This window comes from Variovorax restrictus, from assembly GCF_051216715.1.
Taxonomy (GTDB): Bacteria; Pseudomonadota; Gammaproteobacteria; order Burkholderiales; family Burkholderiaceae_C; genus Variovorax.
Genome location: NZ_JBPJZH010000011.1, coordinates 14,552 through 32,514, shown reverse-complemented (window position 1 = coordinate 32,514; position 17,963 = coordinate 14,552). Strand labels below are relative to the sequence as shown.

16 protein-coding genes are annotated in these 17,963 nt (G+C 59.7%); 6 read left to right on the top strand and 10 right to left on the bottom strand.

Going from position 1 to position 17,963, the window contains the following annotated elements; translation table 11 throughout:
- Window positions 1-35: 35 nt before the first annotated feature.
- The 3 genes from ACSFA0_RS26045 to ACSFA0_RS26035 form a co-directional block, all read right to left on the bottom strand.
- Window positions 36-1,292 carry a hypothetical protein gene (locus ACSFA0_RS26045; RefSeq protein WP_435453164.1) on the bottom strand — a complete coding sequence of 419 codons (1,257 nt, stop codon included), beginning with the start codon at window positions 1,290-1,292 and terminating at the stop codon, window positions 36-38.
- Window positions 1,293-4,242: 2,950 nt separating this feature from the next.
- A complete protein-coding gene (locus ACSFA0_RS26040; protein ID WP_435453163.1) occupies window positions 4,243-5,265 on the bottom strand; it encodes a ParB/RepB/Spo0J family partition protein in 1,023 nt (340 codons plus the stop codon).
- 12 nt (window positions 5,266-5,277) lie between these two features.
- A complete protein-coding gene (locus ACSFA0_RS26035) occupies window positions 5,278-6,432 on the bottom strand; it encodes an AAA family ATPase (RefSeq protein ID WP_435453162.1) in 1,155 nt (384 codons plus the stop codon).
- A gap of 694 nt (window positions 6,433-7,126) precedes the next feature.
- Here ACSFA0_RS26035 and ACSFA0_RS26030 point away from each other — a divergent pair.
- Window positions 7,127-8,599, top strand: coding sequence for a replication initiation protein (locus tag ACSFA0_RS26030; RefSeq protein WP_435453161.1), 1,473 nt, complete (start codon window positions 7,127-7,129; stop codon window positions 8,597-8,599).
- A 99-nt stretch (window positions 8,600-8,698) separates the two neighbouring features.
- Window positions 8,699-9,451 (top strand): DsbC family protein, encoded by a 753-nt coding sequence (locus ACSFA0_RS26025; protein ID WP_435453160.1) that lies wholly within the window; start codon window positions 8,699-8,701, stop codon window positions 9,449-9,451.
- Between the two features lie 70 nt (window positions 9,452-9,521).
- Here the strand turns inward: ACSFA0_RS26025 and ACSFA0_RS26020 are convergent, their stop codons facing one another.
- Window positions 9,522-9,884 (bottom strand): hypothetical protein, encoded by a 363-nt coding sequence (locus tag ACSFA0_RS26020; RefSeq protein WP_435453159.1) that lies wholly within the window; start codon window positions 9,882-9,884, stop codon window positions 9,522-9,524.
- A gap of 232 nt (window positions 9,885-10,116) precedes the next feature.
- Between ACSFA0_RS26020 and ACSFA0_RS26015 the strand changes: the two genes are divergently transcribed.
- From ACSFA0_RS26015 to ACSFA0_RS26000, 4 genes are all read left to right on the top strand, one after another.
- The gene (locus ACSFA0_RS26015; protein WP_435453158.1) at window positions 10,117-10,686 is read left to right on the top strand and encodes an LbetaH domain-containing protein; all 570 of its coding nucleotides are present in this window, start codon (window positions 10,117-10,119) and stop codon (window positions 10,684-10,686) included.
- Window positions 10,687-10,821: 135 nt separating this feature from the next.
- Window positions 10,822-11,736 carry a hypothetical protein gene (locus tag ACSFA0_RS26010; protein ID WP_435453157.1) on the top strand — a complete coding sequence of 305 codons (915 nt, stop codon included), beginning with the start codon at window positions 10,822-10,824 and terminating at the stop codon, window positions 11,734-11,736.
- Window positions 11,733-12,227, top strand: a complete 495-nt coding sequence (locus ACSFA0_RS26005) for a hypothetical protein (RefSeq protein ID WP_435453156.1) — start codon at window positions 11,733-11,735, stop codon at window positions 12,225-12,227. Before ACSFA0_RS26010 ends, ACSFA0_RS26005 begins: the two co-directional genes overlap by 4 nt.
- Window positions 12,228-12,232: 5 nt before the next feature.
- Window positions 12,233-12,835, top strand: a complete 603-nt coding sequence (locus ACSFA0_RS26000; RefSeq protein ID WP_435453155.1) for a hypothetical protein — start codon at window positions 12,233-12,235, stop codon at window positions 12,833-12,835.
- 34 nt (window positions 12,836-12,869) lie between these two features.
- Here ACSFA0_RS26000 and ACSFA0_RS25995 read toward each other — a convergent pair whose 3' ends face one another.
- The 6 genes from ACSFA0_RS25995 to ACSFA0_RS25970 all read right to left on the bottom strand — a co-directional run bounded on the left by ACSFA0_RS25995 (window position 12,870) and on the right by ACSFA0_RS25970 (window position 17,920).
- Window positions 12,870-13,181 (bottom strand): hypothetical protein, encoded by a 312-nt coding sequence (locus tag ACSFA0_RS25995; protein WP_435453154.1) that lies wholly within the window; start codon window positions 13,179-13,181, stop codon window positions 12,870-12,872.
- Between the two features lie 38 nt (window positions 13,182-13,219).
- Window positions 13,220-13,495, bottom strand: coding sequence for a hypothetical protein (locus tag ACSFA0_RS25990; protein ID WP_435453153.1), 276 nt, complete (start codon window positions 13,493-13,495; stop codon window positions 13,220-13,222).
- A 22-nt stretch (window positions 13,496-13,517) separates the two neighbouring features.
- Complete coding sequence (locus ACSFA0_RS25985; RefSeq protein ID WP_435453152.1) at window positions 13,518-14,273, bottom strand: DsbA family protein; 756 nt, start codon at window positions 14,271-14,273, stop codon at window positions 13,518-13,520.
- Entirely contained in the window at window positions 14,270-14,608 is a 339-nt protein-coding gene (locus ACSFA0_RS25980) for a hypothetical protein (RefSeq protein WP_435453151.1), read from the bottom strand. Before ACSFA0_RS25980 ends, ACSFA0_RS25985 begins: the two co-directional genes overlap by 4 nt.
- Window positions 14,605-15,531: a DNA/RNA non-specific endonuclease gene (locus ACSFA0_RS25975; RefSeq protein ID WP_435453150.1), complete on the bottom strand. Its 927-nt coding sequence runs from the start codon at window positions 15,529-15,531 to the stop codon at window positions 14,605-14,607. Before ACSFA0_RS25975 ends, ACSFA0_RS25980 begins: the two co-directional genes overlap by 4 nt.
- A gap of 214 nt (window positions 15,532-15,745) precedes the next feature.
- Window positions 15,746-17,920, bottom strand: coding sequence for a DEAD/DEAH box helicase (locus ACSFA0_RS25970; RefSeq protein ID WP_435453149.1), 2,175 nt, complete (start codon window positions 17,918-17,920; stop codon window positions 15,746-15,748).
- Window positions 17,921-17,963 lie beyond the last annotated feature (43 nt).

The window sequence follows — 17,963 nt, the reverse complement described above, 5'->3', positions numbered from 1 at the left end:
AGAGGCCTGGATCTGGGAAAGTGGTATTGCTTCACTTACTCGAAATCGTCGCTGTCCGTCACGATGCGCTTTGGTTGGCCGATGACCAGCTGAGTGGGCAGTGCCTCGACTTTAGGCTGCATCTTCGTGCGGAGCCCGCTGACGTTTCGCCTCGCAGCCAGCGTCACGTCAGCGAGCCTTATTGAGCGGTTGCGAACTTCCTTTATCGCCTCGATCACCATCCTCGATGTCGGCGGTTGTCCAAGGTAATCGAGGATTGCGCGGTCGAGAAGCCCGGGAACCCGCGCCGCCATCTCCTTCATGATCTGGAAAACGACCTTGGGATGGATGGCGAGCTCCTCCGCCACTCTCTTCCAGTGATCCTGACGAAGGTACGTCTCAGGCCATACGCCTCCTACTTTCATACCCCGGGATCGTGTCCCAACGATGCCTTCCGAGAAACAGAGGCCCTGACTGAAAGGACGCAGTCGGAAGGCATCAGGTGAAGCGGCTGACCTCGATACGTTCAGGTAGTTCGCGTCGATCTCAGTGTCGGCGATAGCAAACGACAGGACAAACCAGCGGACTATCAGTTGCACATCGAGCAAGGGAGATTCGGAATGCGCGCGAATCAGGGCGATGATCTCAGCCAAACCCATCCCGCCGTTCTCCTGTTTCGTGGAACCGCTCGTGGGGCCTCCAATGTCGCGACCTTGTAACCAAGCTCCCAGAGTCGTTGTTCCCGGTAGGTTTGGGGCCTGAAGAAGCCGCCGCTCTCCATTTCCACCCCGAATGACTCGGACCGCGTTTGCTGGAACGCCGACGCCAAGGCAGATTGACAAGGCAGCGTAGCGCAGCGTCAGCCAACTATCGGGCGCAGGGTGGTTCGCGGGCGGAAGGACCTGTAACGCTTGCTGCGCGTCAGCCGCCTCTTGCGAGGTGTCCCTGTTGAAGGTGATGGACGTCGCGCGCAACTGGATCCCAAGCTTGCGAGCAACCTGTATCGCCAAATCCATTTGCAGGGCTTGTTTTCCTCGCTCGAGGTCAAAGAGGAAGCGGGTACCGACACCGAGCCACGCAGCAGCTTCCGGAAGTGGAAGTCCGGTTTGGTGGCGTGCTGCCTGAACCAGCTTGCCGAATTCGCCAACACCGTTTAGCGTGATCACTGAGTTTGCTTCTTGGCTAGCGGAAAGGAAGCGATCGTCACCTGTGGCGGGAGTCTGAGCAGCGGGTTGTAAGTACCGAAACCGATCGAGGCTTTGGACACAGAGGAAGTTTGCAAGTTTTCTGGGAATTTGAAATTGTTGTTCCACCCGAGTATACCCCTCACCCTGTTACCCGAACGGGAAAACGTCTCCGAAACGTCAATGGCGACAACCACTTAGGATCTCGGTTCCTTACATCGCAGGCGTGTTCGCGTCGGGCTCCCTAAGGAAGTGAGATGAAAGTGATCCAGGCGCCTGCGATGCCATCCCACGCAGGCGGGAAAAGCTGAATGTTTCACGCTCCGTTTGCGATAAACCTCGTGCCGACAACGACTTAGCTCCGCTATTGCGTGTCGCGTGAAACGTTGTGGTAAACGCGTAAACGTGTTTACATCTGTCGAGGGGGCTGTACGATCGACCTCGGCCGTGCTGGAACCGACCGAGGCAATTCATTAGCATGTGCCAGCGCCCTGCCCCCCAAGCTGCTCCATCGGCGCGTCGGATGACGGGACATGACTTAGGTGTTCTCGCTTGCCCCAACGGCATAGCATTCACCGGGGCTCCCGAAGAATGACCAAGAGCAGCCTGCATCTAGACCGATGCCGCACGCGTCGTGCTGAAGGTTGAACACGCCGCAACTTGCCATGCGCATAGCAGCGGCAGCGGCAGCGGCAGCGGCAGCGGCAGCGGCAGCGGCAGCGGCGCAAGATTGTCGGATCCAATCCACCGCGATCAACCCAAGTTCAGCGCGCTTCAGATGGAGTGCTGGTGCTCGCCATCTCGTGCACCGGCGCGGCGGGACCCCTCCGAGCGAATGACGTGAATCTACTGGGCCCACGAGGGGGTTGGCTCCTACGACGAATCGATACGCATTCAGGCCTAGCGGCCAACCTGGCGCCGCCCTTGCCGTCAAGCTGCTACCACTCAGCGCCCGCTCGAGTACATGCCTATACAACGCACGATCGCCGAGCCTGAGCGTGGACCACCGACTCCGCCTTCCGCACACTCTGGTCCACCTGCTGCAACGGCGCACGCCAGACCCGCATGCCAGTTTCGTATTCGAGCAAGATGTGGACACCATCTTTATGGCATGCAAAACAGACGGCAGTCGCGTGTGGAAGCGCGGGCGGGCAAAGGCGTGTCGCGGCAACATACACCGCTGGAATGCTAAGACTGCGCTTTGCACTGTCTGTGCCCCTCCTCCGGAGTGCAGGCGGCGTTACACCATCGCGACATCATGAGCGGAAAGCGCGACATAACGTCGGAACGATTTGGCTTTGCCAAATCGCTCAATTTCGCAACCGACGCCACGCTACGTTGCCGGCCGAGGTCAGCGGCCCGGGCCGTCAAGCGTTGGACTATCGCAGGTGGTCACCTGGTGTCCACCCTGCCGTGACGTGGGGAGGTCACCTGGTGACCACCATCGTAAGGACCTACGCATCGTCGTCGGCATCCTATCTTCGGCGCTCCAGTTCGCGAGCGCACATCAAGTGGTTTGCCTGCGGTGCAGCTAGGCGGGCGGGTGAAACGTGCTCGTTTCGGGCGACGCGGCTACGGTTCGAAATTCACGCTACCTTCCGGCGAAATCGTGCGTTAGCTACTGCCTACGTCGGTTGGGATCCAGCGAGTTGTACGTGGAACGGCGGTGCGCATGCAGGTGGCCACCTGGTGGCCACCCCTCCCCGCCCGGGTGAACCGGATACGTGCCTTAGCCCCGAGACGGGTGCTCGCCGACAGAATCTGCGGGTGCTGCATGGCGCGCGCCCCGGACCTTTGAGTGCCAGGATTCGTGGAACAGGTCATGCTGCCAGCCGCCGCTGGCGCAACAACTTCTCCGGCCCGAACGTTGCAACATGCTGTTCAAGTGCCTGACCGCGGCGGCCGTGTCGTCGTTTGATCGACGCGAAACGCGGTTCAGCTTCACATGAAAGGTCGCCGGGCCGCACTAGCTGGCAATGCCGGCCTGCGCCTGGGCCTCCTTCCATAAACGACCGGCCGGGTTGCGATGAGCAGCATGAATCATGTGTGCTTCGCGGCGCACCAGATGCGGTGCCGCGGACTTCTAGTTGGCATCGACTCTGTATGTCGAAATCCTCCTTTTGCATCTGCTCGCCGGGTGTGGTCACCTGGTGGCCGCGGCAATTCTTTTTTCGTCGCTAAGGTTTGGCCGATCGTTGCTGGGGCCGCTCCCAAACCAGCCGAGGGCGCTAGTCGGGCGGGTGACCACTTCGCGTCCAGCCAGTTCTTGCGCCTTGAGGTGGCCACCAGGTGACCACTCCGCTCTCATCAGAATGTGCTTGGCCGTTTTCCAAGCCCCCTCGCAAGCAACTTTCAGCGGTGCGTACCAGCAGCTTGCGGCGCGTCGAAGACGGATCGGACGCCATGCGGAAGGAGACACTTTGGGTCGAAAGCCGGTATCTGAAGTGGCTACCGCTGGGGCTGGGTGGCCACCAGGTGGCCACCGCAGGTCTTGACTGTTAGCGTGCGCAGATCGGGCATACGCCACTTGCCACCAGGAGGCAACGCTAGGCACAGGCGGTTAGTCACCTGGTGCTACCCTGACGATTTTAGGTGGCCACGCCGTACGACATTGGGCGTAGCGCAAACCTGCTCACAAGCAGGGTTCAGCGATATCGCCACCAACAGCACGCGGCGTTCGAAGACTGAGTGCCCGCCGCTAGTAACGACACAGTGCCTCGAACTTTGCCATCTGCAGTTCCAACCGCCGGCTTGGCCACCAGGTGGCCACCTGGTGGCCACCACAGTAACAAGCTTCCGGGTAGGGGTCACACAACTGTTGGCGGCGCTCGCATCCTACAGAGAGCGTAGGGCGGTGGTCACCTGGTGTCCACCCTGCTTCTGAAGAGCAACCCAGGATGATTTCAGATCCGCGCGCCCAGCCCAATCAGTCGCACGTTGGCCTGCGGTATTGGAAAGTAAACTGGTCGTCAAGTGGCCGCTCTAGTGCTCTTGCAGACAAGTGGCCACCTGGTGTCCACCGCGATGTGGGCAAAAAAAAGGTGGCCGAGCCACCTTCTTTCTTGCGCCGTTCAACCTACTACTCGTCGCTCAGCTTCGCAATGAACGCACTAATGTCCTTCAGTTGCTTTTCACCGACCAACCCTGGCTCGAGTTCAAGAACAACACGTCCGTGACTGGTCCGGCGCCACGTGCCCAGCTTGCGGCCTTCGTGTTTCAAAGCAGTGGCGCCCTTTGCCTCTTCAGCCGCAATCAGGAGGGCTACGACTCTGCCGGCCGCAGGCCGCGGACTCATCTGCCGTATCTTCTCGGCGCGCAACAGGACCTGCTGTTTCTGCTTGCCCGCCAATGCTTCGGCAATGACTTCGGCGTGAGCAGGCTTGATCAGCAGTGGGGACTCAAACGCGCCAAGAATGGCTTCTGGCAGGTTGGCAATCTTCAGCGTCTTGGCGATCCATGTCCGGCTGATCTTCAGAGCCTCCGCCAGGCTGCGTTCCGAGTCATACCAGGGCGGATCACCAGCCAACGCCATCTTGAACATCTTTCCTTGCTCATACGCGGACAGATCGGCACGGTCACGGTTCTCCCGATGCATTGCGAGGTACAGCTGACGGTCGGTGAGCTCTTTCTCCCAGACCACCGCTAGGACTGGGATCTCGAGCTCGAGGCAAGCACGATGGCGGCGATGCCCAAAGACCAGCTCGTACTTTTCTGGACCAAGGCGGCGGACAAGGATCGGCTGGATATTCCCTTCAGAATCCTGGATGCTTTCCTTCAGACTGCTGAACCCGGCTTTCTTGAACGAGTCTTCATGGCGATTTGCCCAGGGAGAAAGCACTACGAGGTTCGGATCGAGGCGAACTGTGGGCATTGACCCATCCCACTGCTCGAGCTTCTTCTTCAGTTCGGCTATCTCGTCCTGGAGCACGATGATCTCGCCTGACGTTTGGAGAAGCCGGCCGGGTGCAGTAGCCGGAATGTGCGAGGTGCGCGATGGTGCATCGACGTCGACCTGCGTCTCACGGGCTTGACGGCGCGCTTGCATCTGTTGCTCGATCGCTTCTGTGCCAACGTTCAATCGGGCTTTTAAATTGCTGCTCATATCAAGCCTCCATTACGCGGCGACAGCGGTCGCAGAACCGCCAACACCGCCTGCTGCCAACGCAGAGCGGTTCGCCCAAGTTTTGATGATCGAGGACTCAACAAGCTCCACCAGCCGATCGTAGGCCTCGATCGCGCGCTTGTACGTTCGTGCATTCATGTCGTTTCGTCCAGCGTCATAAATTGTCCCAAAGTCAGCGGCCTTGCTGGTGGTAGCAGCGGTTTTAGGGATCTCGATCGGCAGCAGATACTCGCCGTAGACCGACTGAATCCAGCGGCGCACTTGAGTGGTGGTTGGGTCCTGACTATCAGGCTCAACCTGTGTGAGTAAAACGTGGACAAAGTCAAAGTGTTTTGCCGTCATCGAACGTGCCTCGAGCCCCACGCCGAGGTCCGTAAATAGATTCCAAAACTGGGCCAGGCTCGCGTAGTCAAGAGCAGACGGAGGGATCGGCACAATCAACCCATCTGCCGCGAAGAGGGCGTTCATCGTCACATAGCTCAGACTCGGGGGCGTGTCGATGATGATCACGTCATACTCATCCCGGACTGACTCGAGTCCGCTGTTAAGGACCTCCCAGAACTTGGCTCGTGGGTCCTTATTAGCCATAGCGGGCAATGCGAACTCAGCACTGAAAAGGGCGGGAGAGGCCGCAATGAGGTCAAGGCCGTCCCAGTAGGTTGGACGTACGGCACTTCGCAGATCTTTCACATCACCTAGACACAGCGGGAGGATCGTCTGCTCGTTGTCTACGTCAGCTGCCGGAAGCAGTCCGAAAAGCGTGGTCAGAGAACCTTGGGGATCGCAGTCGATGACCAGGACGCGATGACCGCGAAGCGAAAGCCCCTGCGCAAGGACCATGGCAGTTGTTGTCTTGTTCGAGCCGCCCTTGAAGTTGCTGCTTGCAAGGGTCACCCCCTTTTGGCCCTCCGGACGCATGCAAGCGGTGCGGTATGCACGCGTCCACTGTCTCGCCTCAGCCAGGCTGAACTCCCTCCGGCCGCCCTTGGCGCTAGTCCGTCCTGCTGGAAGATCCTTCAGCGTGAGCCGGTACGTCAGCTTGTTCTTGTCGATCTTGCAGTACGCAGCCAGATTGGTCGAACTGATCGCAGGAGCAATCTTTTCGTTGCCCGGGGCGAGGAGGGTGCCGCGGATGATTTCCATCATGTCCGATGCATCGTCTGCCAAGTTGACGAGGTGGGCGAAGGAGATAAGCTCAGGAACAGCCAGCGATGATGGTGCCCGAAGCTCAGGGGGTGCGTTAACGGCCATAGAAAGCTCACTTTTCGAGGTTTATGTGGAACTTGAGGTTTCGGCCAGGAGCAACAGAAACCTCAAGAATCGGCTCGATTGTATTGTGAGATTGCGCGTGCAATGCGCTCGTCTACTGTGAGTGAATGCAGGCAATCGCTCTTCTGCAGGGGTACATAGCGCGACGGCCGACCTCCGCCGAGTCGACTAGATGTCATCTTTCGGGTTCATCTAGCCTAAAGTGCACCACAACGGTGCGTATTGCACGCATCCACTCACGTCATTGCCCGTTCCACCTCCGCTTGCTGGTGCTCATCGCACGCAAGTTCTCACGTCATTGCACGTAGATTCTCACACCATTGCACGTACAAGCTCCGCCAGAGTGTCCTAAGTTGTTGCTGGCGTTAGGAATTCGCGCTCATCAACTGTATTCAATGCCTTTCAAGTGTTGTTTCAATCTAATCAAGGCGCTGCTGTGAGTTTGAAGCGAAGAAACAAATCACAAAACGCGGATGCGGGACGCGAAGCGGAGCATGGATAGCGCCAAAAAATCACATTGGATGGTCTATCGCACACGCAAAGTGGGCACCGAGCGTGCACAATCGACCACATGGCGAGCACCGATAACGAACAAGGCACCCTGCACAGCCCTGGCCCACCGCCGGGCGGTGATGTTGCGGTTCCCTCGGCGCCGCGAAGACACGATGGATCCGACGTCAAGCACTTGCGGAAAGCAAATGAGTCGATCGCCATGCGGCCGAAGCAAGGCCGCATCACACTGTTGGGTTGGAAGATCTATCAAGCGCTCATCGCGCACTCCCAGCAACAACACAAGGTGAGGCGGCTAAGCGGGGAGAACACTGGCGACCGCAAATTCACAATCCGCCTATCGGTATTGCTGGCGGACTCCCACTACGACAGCCGCAGCGTTGGACAGTTCAAAGCGCACATTCGAGAGATGCAAACCACGCTCATCGAATGGAACTCGAACGAACGCAGCGAAAGGCACTGGATTTCGTCACAGCTTCTCGGTTCGGTGGAAATCCGTGAACAAGGTGCTCCACATCCAACGTTGGTTACCTGGACCTTCCCGGAGAGCTTGCACGAGAAAATCCTCGACCCCACGCAGTACACGAAGCTACTGCTCGAGGCAGGCGAGAACATGCGCAGCCTGGCCGGCGCAGTTCTGTTCGAGACTGGCCTGCGCTATCTAACGTCGCCTACTGGGCTGACCATACGTGAAGACGTCCACTGGTGGGCCTCCGTGCTGACTGGACGGAGCGACATCACCAAGGTGGACTATCGCTATCTCAAGCGTGACGTCATCCTCAAGGCCTTGAGCGAACTGGAATCGCTGCAGGATGTGTTCTCGATGGAGCTCATCGAGCATCGTGTAGGTCGTCGGGTCGACGAGATCCAGTTCCGCGTCAAACCAAAGACGCAGCGGAGCCTCGATGTACAAGAGCCGTCAAACGTTTTTGATTTGGATTTGCTTCATCGGATTCATGCGCTCGGAGTCAAAGAGATCGACGCCGACACGATCTATGCTCAAACAGACGAGGGCCTTTTGCGTGTGACCGTCGAGGCAGTCGAGGCGCGCATGAAGAACGCAGCAGCCAAACCGCTGGAATCTCCCGCGGCTTATTTCCGCGACGCGTTGAAGAAGGGCTACGCGAACTCGTTCAAAGCGCGACGTGGAGCAGAGGAGGCTGCCGCCCCTACCAGCGCGGCGCCGGCGCTAGCCGCACCTGCAAAGAAGGCGCCGGAGGCTCGTCGCACGATTCAGATGGTGCGAGACGACTGGGTTCGGGCCGCTGCGAAAACAGCCGAGGAACTCTACCCGTCACTCGATCCCGCCTTACAGGAGCGCCTCCTGTCGCAGTTTGAGCGCGAAGAAGTCCCATTGATGCTCGGGCCCATAGCGCGGGCCTGGGCAAAGGAAGGCGTGGAATCCAAATCGGCCAAGCACTCCTTCTTCAAGTGGTTAGCCTCGAAAGATCCAAACGTTGCGCCATCGACTGAGCAGTTGCTCGACTTCAGTTTGACAGGGACGTTGCCGGATGGTGCGGTAAAGCTCGCGTAAGCATCTTTGCTGCCCTGTGAACCATACCAGGGACGAAGAAAACGCACCGGCGCGCGTGCCAGGCTGCAAAACAGCTACAAGCGAGCGATAGCATGGAGCATGGCTTTTTCCGCACGAATAAACACACAACGTCTACGCAAGCTGGTGGTCTCCGCCATCGCGTTCGGCTTCACCTGCACAGGCGCGCTGGCCGGCGAAGAATCCATTCGTAAAGCGTTGGCTGGCCGGTTGAAAGACTTTCCGAAAATCGACGAGATTCGGAAGATGCCGGTGCCTGGACTTTACGAGGTGAGGGCGGGTAATGCCATTTACTACGCCGACGAGAATGGCGACCATCTCATCGCCGGTAGCATTTTTGACACGAAGACTCAGTCCAACCTAACCGAGGCGCGCAACAAGTCATTGGCGGCAGCGGACTTCTCGAGCATTCCACGTGCTGACGCAGTCACGACGAAAAGAGGCAGTGGAGCGCGTCATCTGATCGTCTTCGCAGATCCAAACTGTGGCTTCTGTAAGAAGTTGGAGGTCGACCTGGCGAAACTCAACGACGTGACCATCCACACGGTCCTTTACCCCATCCTCGGTCCGGATAGCGTGACAAAGAGCAGGGACGTCTTCTGCGCGAAGGAAAGCGGCGCAGTGTGGACTGAGTGGATGCGATCAGGCAGGCCCATACCACCGCGCGCTGCCAGCTGCTCCGCGGTTGCGATCGAACGGAACATCGCGCTCGGTCGCCGGCTCAACATAACTGGAACCCCAGCCATGATGTTCGAGGACGGCTCAGTTCTTCGAGGAGCAGCCGACTTGACCACTATCGAACGGCACCTTCAGGCCGGAGCTGGCAAGGGCTAGTGGGGTAGGGTGGCGCGTACCTCCGCGTCGAGAGAATGCGGAGGGCGGGGCGGACATGCGCCTCAGTGGCTCAACTCGCCATCTTTCGCTGCTTCGCTGCGGCTTGGCGTGTCGGCCCTTTGGGCAGGACCCAGCGCCGCAGCTTTAGCGTGACGTCTGTCGCCCCTTCGACGCCAAGTGGCGGCGCTAGTGCGCCCAATGCCATGCGCGTGTTCACCAAGCCTGCGTCCTGCCACTGCTCCAGCAAAAAGGCGCTGAGAGCCTCCTTGTCCCAAAGACGTCCCCGGGCTGCAGCTAGGTGAAATGGCGGGAGCGACGAGACAGCAACCCCCTTATCACGATGGATCTTGTTCCGCAACGATCGAAGGGTGATGCCAAGGGTAGTGGCCACTTGGTTGTCCGTGAAGTAGTCGCTGTGCGGGGTCTTGTCCATAGCTCTTGATAATGAGGCAACGTGGCAGATTATGCTTCTCAGAAGCCGATTATTAACTTAATATCGCAATCGCTTGGAAGGCGGCAGGACCTTGGAAAAATCGGTTTCCATGATAACCCGTCGTCTAGACAGGAACATCTGGCTGCGTGGTGTAAGTGGTGGTTTTCGCTCCTGGTGAGGAGCGCGAGCGCAACGCCAACTCATCACGGCGGATGGTTGAGAAGGGGCATACATGACGCAGTTTTTTGATTTCGAAGACGGGTTTGGCCTCGTCGAGTTTGACTTTCACCCAAATGGTGGCGGGCGCGTAGCGGCCACGGCTGAGGTGGACCGTTCGGTCCTGGTATCCGAAGGATGTTCGGTCGGTGGATTTGCGCGTGTGCGAGGCGCTGTCAGCATCACAGGGCGCGCACGGATCTCGGGTGAGAAGTACCCGCTAAACGTCTCGACCTTGATCGAGGATCGTGTAGTCATCACCGGAAACGCACGCATCGCGGGCTGCGTGCTTCTCAGGGATCAGGTCGAAGTTCGTGACAACGTCCAGCTGCTCGGATGCGTTCGCGCGTTCCATCGAGCAAAGATGTCCGGAAACGTTCGCCTCGAAGGATGGGTCAGTGTGATGGACAGCGCTTACCTCTCGGGTGACCTCGTCATGATTGGGAAAACCGAGCAACTTCAGGTGCGAGACGAGACGTGTCTTTATTCCGGCGTCCTCACCAGGGCGAATGACGTCGGCATGGCAGTACGCCGATACCTCGGACGCAAGGAAGTTGCCCGTAAGCGCGCCGCGGCACTTTGCTAAGTCCCGCAACACCGCGCGCACTGGCCTCACTCCGATTGGGATAGCCGGCGCGGGACGGCCCGGTACATGCGCGATTTTGCGACAAAATGGGTAGCCGATTAATATCGGGCCAAACTATCCCCCGCAAGGAAAATCATGAATCCGCATCTCTTCGCAATGGCCCAGGGCCAGGTGGCTGAACAGGTCGCCACTAAGCCTGCGCTGAGAGCGGGCATGAACGCTGCAGGACTGAAACGCCTGGCGACGATGATCGCTTTCGGATCCGTGGCTGCGGTAACCATCGGGATGGCGGCGCCCAACGCCTCCGCCATGACCCAGTCCCAGGTGGAGGATATTCGTCAACGCCAGCAGCTCGACCGCGAGTTCGCTGAGCAACGCCGCCGGGATGCGCTACGCGCCGAGCATCATCGCGCTGCTGAGCAAAGGAAGCAGCAGGTCGTCGGAATGGTGATGAACATCGGTGCCGGCAGCATCCAGCAGGCAATATCGGCAAGTTTTCAAGAGCAAGCGCAAGAGCGACGACTGCAGCAAGACCTGCGGGCGCGCGAAGCCCGAATGCTTCAAGACCAAAGGCTGAGCGCTCAGCGCTACACCCAGCAAGGACCGGCCTTCTACATGCCCAGCGACTTGGGTATGCCTGCCAGGTTCACACAGGTTACGCAGCGCACCAGGGTTGGGATGCTTCAGCCGTCAGGTCAGCGACTAGATCTGCGCGATGGTTCGCAGATCAGCAACAGCATGGTGCGCGCCATGCAGAGCCTTGAGACGGCGTTAGACCGCTACGAGCAGGCAGGCGAGTCTGTACAAGAAGGCCGCGCTCAGGGCGGCCCACTGCAAGGCGCGTCGCGCCAACGCTTTGCTGCGGCCAACGGCGACGTTGATCGTGCCATCGAGAACTACATGCGTGTCTCGAACGATGCAGGCATGCGTGGACTAAACGCAGGTCCGTTCAACCAGCTTGTCGCTCAGATGGTCCGCGAACGACTTGTCTCCGATCAGCAGGTCGACATGAGTGTGAACGCGCGTATTGCCAACGGATACAGCCGATGAACGCCCATTCCACCATTCCTCAGGCCACTCTCATGCACGACGCGAACATGATCCCAGCGATGAACCTAGCCCAAGACACTGCCGCCGTCGACGAGGGCGGAATCCGGACGAGCTTCCAGGAGGTTGCCGTCGACCTGTACCTCGTCGAGGGCACGATCGAGTCGTACTTGGAAGACCTGGACGATCAGGACCCGGACGCCTCGATCATGCTTCGGGAACGGCTGGCCGACGACATGCCATACACGCGCCAGGCTCATAAAGCCGCGCTGGACGCGATCTCCCTTTCGCTTCTTGCAAACACCGCGGGCGACGCAGTGTTTGAGACCGCGTGCTCTCGCGTCAGCAAGCTCGCCGATGTTGCACTAAATGCGATGCGGCGCACGCTCTTCGACTATGGCTTGACACTGACAGCAATGGCAGCCGGCGGAGCCCGCACTTCAAGGCGCCTGAAGTTCCGTGCCGAACAGTTCTACGCCGCAACGGAGGCCTGAGCTTCGTGACATTGCCCGATGCCAATCGAACAGCGGCCGCCGGCGGGCGTTCGACGGAGTCGATGCCCACGGCCCGCGCACGGGAGACCTCTGAACCGCGCGAAGGTCTAGGTAATCGTCCAACGGTGATCGCCGCGCCTTCAGAGCCGTCGATGGACTTCGGTGCTTTACGCCTTGCCCAGGTGCGGCTCGCACGCGGGACGCGCGAGGAGATGAGGTCACCTGCTGCTGAAGCTGGTGCGATGGCTCGAGTCCTCGCTGAGGCAGGCCGCGATGCAAGAGCGGCGCGTGTGGTGAAGCTTCTCGAGTTGGTCGCCGGCTACTTCAATGGTGATGCAGCCTCGACGCGCGAGGAAGTCGCCTTCATTGAAGGTCTGACGGACAGCGAGCTTGTCGAGGTGTCCGCGGCCTACGAGTGCGCTGCAACGCACGTTCGGATCATGACGAGCGACTCACACGCTCAGAAGGCCGCCCTGGCGACCAGCAAGGCCCTCAACACCTACTACGCACGCAACGGCACAACCGAGGATGATCTCGATGCCGTCCGGGCGGAGACTCTTCGCGTCCACGCTCCGAAGATTCGAAGGCAAGGTGCCCGAGGGTACTGACCAGGTTCAATGCAGCGTCGCTAGGGCTGAGGTGTCATTCGGCCAGCAGCACTGTCCAACGCTGTGCTTCCTCGGCCGACAGCGCGCCGCGGAGAACTAGAGCCTGGGTACTCGCCTCATCCGGGCACAGACGAAGCGCCTCCTGCTCTACGGCTTGTGCGATCGCGTCTGTCTGCGCGGTTGGCCCGCTCGCCATAATCACCTGAAGCGCCAGCACACTCTTGGCCGAAAGCTGAACCGATTTCGTCGCGCCTCCACGTTCCTTTAGACGTGCACGATTCGCGGCAACCCGCACGGTCGACTTTCTGCGTGCGGCCGAAGAACCGGGAGGGATGACGCCGTGCACCGCGTTGCCGCCTGGCGTGTGATCTGGAGCGCCCGCCACTATTTGGAACCGGAGCGTACGCGCGCAGCTTGGCACTTAAGTACCGCCACATTACGAATGGTCGCGCCGTTGATGCTGGACACCACGCGAACTTCATCCAGTTGCTCGACCACCGACCACGCGGAAGTGACGTTGCCCTGCGCGCCGGTAACGATTGCGTCAGCTGTGGACAGACGCACCGCCTCGCAGGCCTCCTGAGAGGGCATCTGAGTCGTTTCGACCACGGGACCCAGGGTGCCACCGGAAAGGAAAGTGACGACGATGAGCCAGTACATGAGTACCTCCAGACGCTTTACTTCAGGATTGGATAAGGACGACGAGCTCTTCGGCGCCCATACCACCTTTAGTGGCAAGGATCTCGCCGTTCGGCTTTCGATGGTAGATCAGCGGGACCGAGTCAACACGCACCTCGCGGGCGAGTTTGCGGTTCGCCTCAATCTTGTCCTTGCCGAGCTCGAAGAGAGCAGGATCCAGCGGAGCCCCCCCGTGGCCACCTACGATTGATGCCTCGTGCTGATCCATGAATGCCACAGGATCCTTGGCGCCGAGGATCATCGCACCTTGGTTGAGGCTGTCTTTGTTCATCAGGGGCACGGGGAGCCATGCGAAGCGCACCTCCGTCCAAAGCCGCTTCGACTGTCCCCACAGGCGCCCGCAATGCGGGCATTGCGGATCGAACAGGACGATTACACCAACGTTCGACGAAGGGTTGCCGGCTTGGAAGCCGTGCATCTTGGACGTGATCGTCGTAAAGAGGGTTTTGAGTGTGTCACCAGAGGACTCAGATGCAACGCCGCCGGCAGCGTTCGCGGGGCCGAGCGAAGTGAGGATGCTGATCGCCTGCGGGGAGCTCAGAGCGGCTGGCGGGTCGGCGCTTTTGGAGCAGCCCGCCAGACCCAGACCACCCAGCCCAAAGAGGGCAACCGCTTTGGCCAGGCGGCGGCGCTCGCTATTAATCGGCAGAAGATCTTGTGCGCGTGAGTTCATCATGAAAAATCGGCTGAAGGGATCTTGAATAATCGACCGCCTGATAATAGGCGACAAATGTTTCATGAAACCAGAGATCGGCCGTGCGGACGCACATTTAAGCAGGGCGTCTCGGACCCGACCTTAGTCGCGAGAGTGTTGACGACGATGTAGCCGGGATATTCCTTGCGCGCCTGTTCGATCACGCTCGTAGTAGCGCTCTCGGCATCAGGTGCCTGTTGTAGTGCGTGAACCAGCTTGACCACTGTGTCCTTGCCGGGGAGCTGCAACAGAGCGCTGACCATGAAGGCCCCGCTGCCGTTAGAGGGCAGGCCGGCCAGGTCGCAGGCAGCGACGTTGCCGGCCGCGGTGAGCGCTGCGATGACGAATGTCGCAGCAAGGTGGCGAGAGGCGTGGTTCATGGAGCGCTCGCAGTCCGGAGGCTGGTGGACATGGTTTTGTTGGACGAAGCGCGCGAAGCAACGTGCTGGCTAGCTGCGAGAAGCTGCCATCCGGTTTGCGCTTGAAACTCGTCGTAGCTTATCGGCGCGCCAAGTTCAGCGTCTGCTGTGTTCGCGATCACATGCGCCCAAACTCGGCCAGTCGTCTCATCGTAGACTAGCTTGAACATGTGAGATGGCACCCAAACCTTGTTCGACCCAATGGTGCGCACGGGGCCAAAAAACAATGGGCCGGAAAAGATGAAAACGTCCCCCTGCGCACGACGTACGTACTTGCGCGTGTCCGACTCCACTTTGAACCACGCCCCTTTGCGATTGCTTGTAGGGTCTTGCGGGATCATGTTTGACAGAGCGAATGACTGAATCATCGACGCCTGGTCGACCGCGTTGGCTGCAGCAAAGAGATGGCCGCGGTCCAGGCCACTGCCCACGTAGTCTCGCAACTCCGCTCGGGCACCTCGCGCCAGACGTGGGTCAGGATAGAACTCATCCGAACGAGGTTCACCCACGGCGTCGCGGAGCATCGCGCTGTTCAGGCGCTCCACCACAAGCAGAGGCGTTTTGCTCAACGAAGAGTGAATGACTGCGAACTGGTTCGAGCACAACGCCACGGCGCCCCAACGCCGATCAACTTTTGCGACGTCGACGATCGACGCCCTCGGAAACACCTGCGGGCACCCAAGAAATCCTTCAGCCTGTGGGGCAAGGGGGGCATCGCGGCCAGGCAACAGCAGCCCGCTGCCTCGGTGCTCCGAAGCCGTACGATCGGCGCTTTCCGCGAACTTCTTGGCGGCACGCTCTGCCAGGCCCTCGAGCAATCCGGCGTTCGCCGAGACAGACAAAATCGCGCTCAAAAGGAGGGCGAGAGTACGCGTGAGGCGCATTAAATTCTCCGGGTGGCAAGGCAGTTAAAATGGTCAACGCCAGTATATGGGTTGCATGAAACCGCGCAAAATCAGCCACCGATTTCGGAGCTCAGGCCTGTTTACCCAACCGCGCGGACGGGGCTGCGCTGTAGTTAGATAGATTAACCGGCGAAGTCGTGGCGGTCTGCGAAGGCGGGAAGCGAGGTAGGGCAGGACAGTGCGCGCCGCAGCGTCAAAGCATGCGCAGCGTTTCGCCACGTCGCACTTCCGCGTTTGCGACATCTACAGCCAGTAATGCCTTCGCTGCTGCCACGCCTTTCTCGAAAAGGGCAACAGCGACTCCAAGCTCACGAGGGCCAACGTCGGCGCCTAAGAACAACGTTCTCGTCGCGCCCGATTGCGCCGCACCGCCTCCGCCAAGAAGGTCGCCGTAGCCGCGAGCCTGGGCGTCTTTCTCAGCTAGCGTGAATCCGTCGTCATGGTCGACCAACATCTGCATGCGGTCCAGTGCATCGTCGGAAGGGGAGTCCGCGAACATCATGAACTCGCCTTCGCCGCCGGCGCGCGCAAGCCTGCCGCGAAGTTGATGAAGGGTGACGACGCCGCAGTTCTCCGCTCCGAGTACGAGCATCGTCTTGAGCTCAGGCAGCGTGACGCCCACCTCGATAACGGTCGAAGCCAGCAGCAGGCGCTTCTCGCCACGCCTCAGAGCATTCAGGGTCTCCTCTTTCTCTCCGTCCTTCATCCGCCCGTGAAGAACAGCGATCTGTTCAAGTGGCACTTTGCTTGCCCATTGCTTGGCAGCATCCGTGACAGTGCGAAGACCGTGAGTCGGATCAGACGACTCGACAAGAGGATAGATCACAGCGGCTTGCTCGCCGCGGTGCAGGACAGATCCGAGGACACGATTGCGCGCCTCTAGCGCGTCCGCTCTCCGTAGGATACGGGTGTTGATGTGCTTCGCGACTGGCGACTCGCGCAATATGTACAGATCTTTTCCGCCATGCGTGGCCAGTGCTGCCGTGCGTGGAATCGGCGTTGCTGTGACCTCGAGCGTGTTGGTGTGCTTGTCCAGGAGTTGCTGGCGCTGGTCCACTGAGAACTTATGCTGCTCGTCCACTATGAGGAAGTCGGGCAGACGCCCGAGTTTTCCTTTCGACATTGCGCCAAGCAGCGCGGTCGTGCCGATGATGATCGCGCCGGCGGGCTCTTGCCCTGACAGCCCCTTGCCTGTAACAGTGCATACCGGCACCTCCGGAAAGTAGCTGGCTAGTTCGCGCGCAACTTGCTGGATCAGCAGCAGGTTTGGAGTAAGAAGCACGACCTTGCGGCCCGCACCGTGCGCCGCCACCATGGGCAGCAAGAACGCAAGCGTCTTTCCAGTCCCTACGTCGCCCGTCATTAGCCCATCCATGCGAAGCGGTGAGCGCAGTGACTCCGCGATCCCATCGATGCTTTTGCGCTGGTCGTTCGTTAGTTGCAAGGGGATACGGTCTACCAGGTGCTCGATGTCCTGCCGCGAGACATTGATAACAGACCTCGGGCTCGCGATCGCGGCCGCGGTTCGCCTGCTAGCCGACCGCACGAGAGACCAAGCAGACAGTAGCTTGGCGGCACGGCGGGCGTCTTCGCCTCGCTCAAGGCTGTCGGGCCGGTGCAACTGCTCTATCAGCTCGTCTGCGCTTGCGAAGCTCGTGAGGACCTCAATTGCCCTCGCGACAATCGGTTCGTCGCGCCACCCCGTCATCGAGTCGACCAAACGAGCAGCTGTGTCGATGAGGTGCAGATGTGCGTTGACGCGCTCAGCTAGCTGTTGGCCTTTGGCTCCCTTCACCGATGGGTAGATTGGATGCACGCGTCCAAGCTGCTCGCTGAAGATGACCTCTGCGCCCTCCAACTGGAAGGACCCGCGCTGATGCGTGGAATACCTGGGCGTACCACGAAGAACGATTTCGCTGCCATCACGATATCTCCTCCAAGCGAACCCGGGTCGGCCAAAAGCGACGACGCTGATCACCTGACCCTTCTGGTCGACGATCGCTGCCGTAAGGCGATCGGCACGAGCGGGATCGGTTGTCAAGGTACGACCGGCGTACATTTTTCGTGAGGCGATCCTGCCGCGCACCACAACTGCAATGCCGGGCTGTACCAGCTGGAAGTCCTCTACGACGGTCTTCAGATCTTCGAAACGGCTTGGCGACGCGAGTAGCCACTGCGCCTCGGTGTCCAATCCAAATCGTCCCATCTCCAGCGCCGTGGGTGTGCCCCTCTCGACAGGCTGTATTCCGTCAGAACGTGCCCCCGCCGGATTTATGTCGAGGTCAGGGCGGTCGTCCGATTTGGCTGCGAGCTCGCGAATGCTTATGCGCGACGAAGGCCCGTCTGGCCGGGCCGTCTGAAGCTTCACGTCAATTCGGTCTTTGGATTGATCTGACATAAGAGCTGCAAGT